We start from the raw sequence: 6622 nt of genomic DNA, 5'->3' as shown, positions 1-6622 counted from the left end.
CACGGCTCGCCCTCGCCCACCCGCGCCGAGTCATGCGCATGACCCTGCGCGGGACTCCGCCCGCACCCGCCGCGCCCGCCCCCGCCGCAAGGACCCCATCGTCCTGTCCACCCTCGCGCCCTGCTGGCCGCCCGCCCCCACGACGGCCACCCCGGCGGCGTCGCCCGCAGACGCGACGCCGTACTGCTGCTGACCGGGTTCGCCGGAGCGCTGCGCCGCGCCGAACTGGCCGCCCTGACCCTGGACGACGTCATGGTCCGCACCGACGCCGCCACCGGAGCCACCGCACTGGTCATCGCGCTGGCCACCACCAAAACCGACCAGGAGGGCCGCCACGGCCAGACCGTGGCCCTACCCCGCGGACGCCACCGCACCACCTGCCCGGTCTGCGCCTTCGCTGACTGGTGCGACCTGCTGGCCGCCCACCGCGAGGGCGGCGACCAAGCCGTGCGCGCCCATCTGAGGACCGTCCACACCCCCGTGGCGCCCACCGCCCACCGCTGCCAGGGCCTGACCGCCAACCCCCTGGCCGACAACACCGGCCGCCCCCTGCTGCCCACCGTCACCCGCCACGGCCGGATGGGGGAGCGGGCCATGTCCGGACGCGCCGTCGGCGAACTCGTCAAACGCTACGCCGAACGCGCCGGCCTGAACCCCGACGACTTCGGCGGCCACTCCCTGCGCGCCGGATTCGCCACCCAGGCCGCGCTGGGCGGGCCACCGACCGCGAGATCATGCGCCAGGGCCGCTGGACCAACCCCCGCACCGTGCACGACTACATCCGCACCGCCAACCCCCTGGAGGACAACGCCGTCACGCGACTGGGCCTGTGACCGGCCCCCTCAGCGCGCCGTCCATGAGGACCGCCCACCGTCCCACCCCGGCCGCGCCAAGGGCGCGCCCGCCCCGTCCGGCCCCGCGTGGGTGGAGCACGTGCTGCCGATGCCCTGACGGTCGGGCCGCAGCGCCATCGACCGCAGCGCCTCGGGCACCCGGTCCTCGACCAGGGCGCGGACATGCTCCAAATACCGGTCGGTCTGGCCCCGCCGCTCGGGCCCCACCGTCTGACCGATGTCCGCCAGCGCGGCGACCAGCCGCCGCGTCACCTGCGGCGACTCCGCCCCGTACAGGGAGATCTCACTGAAGGCCAGATCCATCACGTCCGGCCAGGCCGGACGCGGCTGGATCAGGCGCGCCGACCCGTGGCGGTCGGTGAACACGATCGGGCGCAGCTCACGCACCCCGAAGGCGGTGACCAGGATCTGGATGCGGTCGACCGCCTGCACCGCCGTCGTGGGGTCGTTGACACCCGGCGAGAGCGCCCGGGTGGCGATGTCGACCAGCTGGCGAAGCCCGAAGGCCGGGTCCCGGTAGGAGGACCGGTTGTTGGCCGTCCACAGCATGCCGTCCACGTCGGGTGCGGCGATCGGCCCGTGCGAGTCGATCCGCACCACCGGCGATCCCGCCGCGACGAAGTCCCCGATCTTGGGCAACAGCGTCACCAGCGCGTCGTGGCGGCGCGCGTAACGCACCAACGCGCGCACGTTCACCCCCACCAGGATCCCCGGGCCGCGCCCGAGCCGCAGCACCGTCGAGTGCGAGTACCCGGGCTCGCTCATGTACACCGTGCTCGCCACCCGGTCGAAGGCGCTCAGCTGCTCCAGGGAGTCGCTCACCACCCGGTCCAGCACCGAGGTCAGCCGCATCATCCCCAGCGACCGGTGCGCGAACAGCAAGAACGCGATCAGGCAGGAGAACACCAGCACCGCCGCGATGACCCCCGACAGCAGCAGCACGAGGTTGCCGCCCTCGCCCTGGGGCGTCTCGCCGAAGAACGGCACGAAGAACGTGAAGATGAACGTGCCCACGAAGATGGTCAGCGTCGCCTTGGTCACCCAGCACCGGGTGAACAGCCCCACCACCCGCGGAGTCAACTGGCCCGCCTTCTGCAACGCCAGCAGCTTGATACTGAAGATCAGGCCCATGACCGTCAGGATCGTGGGACCCGCCGACTTGAGCAGAACCCGCCCGCGCTCGGCGAAGCGCACCATGGACTGGTCGTCGGGGTCAACGAGGCTGAAGGGGGTGTCGAAGCGGGAGACGGCCAACGCCAGCAGGACGAACACCACCGCTCCCAGGGAGGGGAAGAGGAAGAACGACTCCTTGACGTACTCGCTCACCCGCTGGCGGACCGTCATTCCCACGTTGTGCAGTGTCGCAGCCGGCATGTACTACCACCATTTCGGATCGGGTCAGGGATCCCTGTGGTCGGTGCCACAACCTGGCGTCACGCTAACGACCCGCCCGTAACAACCCCGTTGCACCACCGGCGCCGCCCCAGACCGGCCGCCGCCCCTCACCCGCTCGCCTGGTCCAGCCACGCCCGCACCTGCTCGGCCCTGGGCGACCCCACCGCGACGGCCCCCAGGGCGGCCTGCAACACGAAGGGGTCGCGGCGCCCGTCCGGCCGCTGCGCCCACTCCAGCAGCACCTCGGGGGCGGCGTTGCGAAACAGCACGTGCCTGAGCTCGTGCGCCAGATCCTCACGGGCCTCCACGACCGCGGGCGCCGCCGACCGCGGCAGCACCGGCCCCCGGTAGGCGCGCAGCGCGCGCCGGTACTCGCCCGCCGCCAGGAAGTGGCGCACCTGGTCGACGTCGGTGCCCACCGGAACCGACCACCGGTAGGGGGAGGAGTCCACCACCTCGCCCAACGCCTTGCGGATGCGCGACATCTCCACCCGCACGGTCACCGACGGCGTGCCGTGCTCATGGAGCAGACTGGCGATCTCCCCGCCGTAGAGCCCTTCGGGGTGCGCCGCCAACAGGAACAGGATCTCCGAGTGCCTCAGGCTCAACCGGAGTGCCCGACCCCGGTGGAAGAGCTGGGCCTGGCCGCGCCCCAGCACCCGCAACCTGGTGCGGTCTCCAGCCCCGGGCCCGCCGCGCGCGAGAGCGCCCCGCTGACCCGCTGCAGCCGCAGCTCGGACTCGACCGCGAACGCCGTGGCGCGCACCAGGTCCAGCGCGTAGGGCTGAGCCGCCTGATCCCCGCCCGTCACGTCGACCACCCCGACCACCCGGCCGGTGTCGGGATCATGCACGGGAGCGGCCGAACAGCTCCACGACTGCGCGCCCTGACCGAAGTGCTCGCTGGAGAACACCTGCACCTCGTGGTCCAAAGCCAGGGCGACCCCGGGCGCGTTGGTGCCCGCGTCCCGCTCGCTCCAGGACGCCCCCTCCACGAACCGCATCCCCTCGGCACGCGCACGCGCGGCGTGGTCGCCCTCCACCCACAGCAACCGCCCCTCGGCGTCGCCGACCGCCGCGATCTGACCGCTGTCGGCGGCGCTGTCCACCAGCAGACGCCGAACCACCGGCAGCACCGCCCGCAACACGTGGGCGTCACGGCGCTCGCACAACTCGTCCCGGGGCAGCACCATCCGCGGGCACACCCCCTCGGGGTCGACCCCGCCGGTCAGGCTGCGCCGCCACGACTCGCGGACCACGCTCCTGAGCCTGGGCGAGGCCCGGCCGGAGGCGAGGAAGCGCTCACGGGCCAGCGCCACGGCGCGCCGCAGCTCGCGTGGGTCGGCCCCCTCGGGCCACGCTCTCCAGGACTCGTCCACGTCCGGCTCTTCCGCTCGTGGGGCGCCGGGCGACACCCCACACGTCCCCTCCTCCAGTACACCCCCACCTGTGGCGAAATTCCAGTTCGACGCCGTGGACGGGACGGCACGGCAGCGGCGCGCGCCGCGCCCGCTTGCGGACGTGCCCCCACCACCGCGGCACGGGTACCCTGCAGGGGCCGCGGGGCGGCCAGGCCCGGCCCCGACCGGCCGCCCCGCGGCCCCGGTCGGTCCGCGAACACCTCCGCGGCCACGCGCCCGTGCCCAGATCTCAAATCGTCAACAAACCCTTAAACAGCGCCCGAAAGAACACGTTGACGTTCGATCCAGCACTGACCAGACATTAGGTTGGTTGCGTGAGAAAGGGGACGGTCTCATGGTCGACGAGTTTCGCGCCGCGTTCCAGGAACTGATCGACGCCTCCGTCGCCGCCGACCCCCAACACTTCCCACCAGCCGTGCACAAGGTCTACGTGCTCGCCTCCCAGATCCCCGCCTCCGAACGCGAACTCGCCCTGGAGGCCCTGACCCCACTGCTCTCGGGCAACCACGCCGCCCCCGGCATCATCGCCGACCTGTCCGTGGTCGCCGGAGCCCTCGTCGAGATGGGCACCGACCCCGGCCCCGCCGGCGTCGAAGTCCTGCACCGCGCCCGCGGCATGGGCCGCGGCGCCATCGTCTTCACCCGCGCCTGGGCACGCACCGGACCCGACACACCCCCCGACCCCGACGCCGTCACCGCCGCCGACGAGACCCGCGTCGCCGCCGACCTGGCCACCGACGCCCCCGGCGCTACCATGTGCTGGTGGACCATCCGCAGACACGGCCTGGCCGCCCGCACCATGCTCGGCCACACCAACGTGCGCGCCCACATCCGCCGCGACCCCGCCCTGCACGCCGAACTCCTCGCCATCGCCAACCAGCTCAGCGACCACCTGGACGAGTTCGACGACATCCGCGACCTGCTGCGCATGGCCGAGGCCACCAGCGCCCTGGTCATGGACCGCCGCTCCCGGCGCGGCTTCCGCGTCCTGTTCGACGGCGTCGGCGACAACTTCCAACTCCACACCCTGCTCGCCGACGCCCTCATCGGCCCCGACCACCACGGCGTGCACGGCGAACGCCCCGACCCGCGCTGGGTCACCCCCTACCTCGACGGCGACGTCGACCCCCCACGCCCAAACCGTCCGCGGCTGGTGGAACCTGGTCGCCCACGACGGCACCTGGGTCTGGAACGAGGGCGCGCCCGCCGATATCCCCGCCCTGCACGGCGAACGCGTCCTGATCCTGGACGAACAGCCCTACCCCCGGTCCTGGAACGCCGGACGCCGCCACCACCACGTCCACGGCCGCCTGGAGGTGGAGTCCGAACTCACCGCCGAGGAGGCCGAGCTGTGGTGGACCCGCATCGCCCCGGCCGAACCGGCCCTGCCCAGCCACGACGACGAACCCACCCCGATCCCCGAACCCGTGGTCCTGACCCCGGCGCAGGACCCGACCGAACGCGTACGCGGCTTCGTCCCACCCGCCGACACCACCCCCCGACCAGAGCCCGAACCCCCGCGCGCACCAGAACCCGAACCGCGCGAGGACACCTCGGCCAAGACCGCGCTCATCCCGATCATCACCCCCGAGACGACGGCGCACCCCGCCGAGGAGCACCACACACCGGCCCAGGACACGTGCCGAGCCCCCGGCGCGGCGATGCTCCCACCACTGCCACCAGGGGTCTCGCGCAGCTCCTCATGGGGCCCGAACTGGCGTTAGGGCGTGTGCCGCGAACGCATACCCCACCGCGCGACGCCCCCGCACGGCCCCCGCCACCTTCTCGTCAGCCGCGACGACCCCACCCTCACTCCTCCTTCGGCCCCGCGACAGCCGCACCGCACGCGCCGCTCGCGCCGGGCGGCATCCACCGAACCCAGGACGCCCCTACTTCATCGCGTGCCGACCCGACGGCGCGGCGAACACACCCGTGGACGCGCGACCGCGCCCGTCCTCGTCACGGTCCCCATCCTCGTCCTCGTCCTCGTCGTACAGGCCCTCGAAGTACTCCTCGGGCGTGGCCGAGTCCTCCTCCGGGCCCCGCCACCGCCCACCGACCAGCACCGGCGCCATGAGCACCACCGCCACGGGAACGAACACCCCCAATGGCAGCAGCACCAGCGCGCCGGCGAGACCGGGCACGTCCGGCACCCGCTCCAGCCACCCCTGACGCAACCACGCCACCGCGCTCAGGCCGCCCAGCACCAGCGCGGCGCCCCCCGGCAGCAGGGGCGTCAACCGGGGCGGGACGGCGACCATCGCCACCAGCAGGCCCACACCCACCAGGACCGCCAACGCCACGGGGCCGGTGCCCGAGAGCGCGTCCAGACCGGACGAGTGCAGGCCGCGCAGATGGGACCACACCCACCCACAGGACAGGACCAACACCGGCCCCAGAACCAGACCGGACAGGAAGCCGACTAGATGTCGCACGGGGATGCTCCTCTCGGGGACTGGGGAGCACCCTAGCGGCACAACGCGAAATCAGCACGAACGCCGCCACACTCGCATAGCCGACACCACGTCGACCGCCACGGCCCGACCGCACACGACTACGCTGAGCCACCATGAGCCACGAACGCCACGAACCCGACCCCGAGGTCGTCGCACTCGCCAGCCGCGTCTTCGACCACGCCCGCCAGGGCCACACCCAGACCCTGGGCACCTACCTGGACGCCGGAGTCCCGGTCAACCTCACCAACGACAAAGGCGACACCCTGCTCATGCTCGCCGCCTACCACGGCCACCCCGACACCGTCACCCTGCTGCTGGACCACGGCGCCGACCCCGACCGCCTCAACGACCACGGCCAGTCACCGCTGGCCGGAGCGGTCTTCAAGGGCGAGACCGAGGTGGCGCGCGTACTGGCCGGACACGGCGCCGACCCCGACATCGGCGCCCCCACCGCCCGCGAGACCGCCCAGATGTTCGACCGACGGACGACCTACTCA

5 protein-coding genes and 2 pseudogenes are annotated in these 6622 nt (G+C 72.9%); 3 read left to right on the top strand and 4 right to left on the bottom strand.

All coding sequences use genetic code 11. The features are described 5' to 3' along the window. Positions 1 to 833: pseudogene (locus BJF83_RS00195) on the top strand (integrase); the annotation flags it as partial. A gap of 9 nt (positions 834 to 842) precedes the next feature. On the opposite strand, the gene BJF83_RS00190 reads toward BJF83_RS00195, so the two are convergent. The 3 genes from BJF83_RS00190 to BJF83_RS28090 all read right to left on the bottom strand — a co-directional run bounded on the left by BJF83_RS00190 (position 843) and on the right by BJF83_RS28090 (position 3627). Continuing rightward, positions 843 to 2228, bottom strand: coding sequence for a DUF2254 domain-containing protein (locus BJF83_RS00190; RefSeq protein WP_083678344.1), 1386 nt, complete (start codon positions 2226 to 2228; stop codon positions 843 to 845). Between the two features lie 128 nt (positions 2229 to 2356). Continuing rightward, complete coding sequence (locus BJF83_RS28095; RefSeq protein WP_262391192.1) at positions 2357 to 2857, bottom strand: hypothetical protein; 501 nt, start codon at positions 2855 to 2857, stop codon at positions 2357 to 2359. After that, positions 2854 to 3627 carry a GAF domain-containing protein gene (locus tag BJF83_RS28090; protein WP_262391191.1) on the bottom strand — a complete coding sequence of 258 codons (774 nt, stop codon included), beginning with the start codon at positions 3625 to 3627 and terminating at the stop codon, positions 2854 to 2856. The genes BJF83_RS28095 and BJF83_RS28090 overlap by 4 nt, the downstream gene beginning before the upstream one ends. 376 nt (positions 3628 to 4003) lie before the next feature. Here BJF83_RS28090 and BJF83_RS00180 point away from each other — a divergent pair. Continuing rightward, positions 4004 to 5393: pseudogene (locus tag BJF83_RS00180) on the top strand (hypothetical protein). Between the two features lie 165 nt (positions 5394 to 5558). Here the strand turns inward: BJF83_RS00180 and BJF83_RS00175 are convergent. Then, a complete protein-coding gene (locus BJF83_RS00175; RefSeq protein WP_075924691.1) occupies positions 5559 to 6104 on the bottom strand; it encodes a hypothetical protein in 546 nt (181 codons plus the stop codon). A gap of 134 nt (positions 6105 to 6238) precedes the next feature. Here BJF83_RS00175 and BJF83_RS00170 point away from each other — a divergent pair. Continuing rightward, positions 6239 to 6622, top strand: a 384-nt coding sequence (locus BJF83_RS00170; protein WP_075924690.1) for an ankyrin repeat domain-containing protein, incomplete at its 3' end; no start/stop codon positions are given.

Origin of the sequence: Nocardiopsis sp. CNR-923, assembly GCF_001942255.1 — a bacterium.
Taxonomy (GTDB): domain Bacteria; phylum Actinomycetota; class Actinomycetes; order Streptosporangiales; family Streptosporangiaceae; genus Nocardiopsis.
Note: the sequence above shows the minus strand (reverse complement) of the source record. Positions and strands in the feature narration are given on the sequence as shown.

Excerpts from the sequence above, each read along its gene's own strand:
- BJF83_RS00190 (WP_083678344.1), bottom strand. The coding sequence starts at position 2,228 with ATGCCGGCTGCGACACTGCACAACGTGGGAATGACGGTCCGCCAGCGG.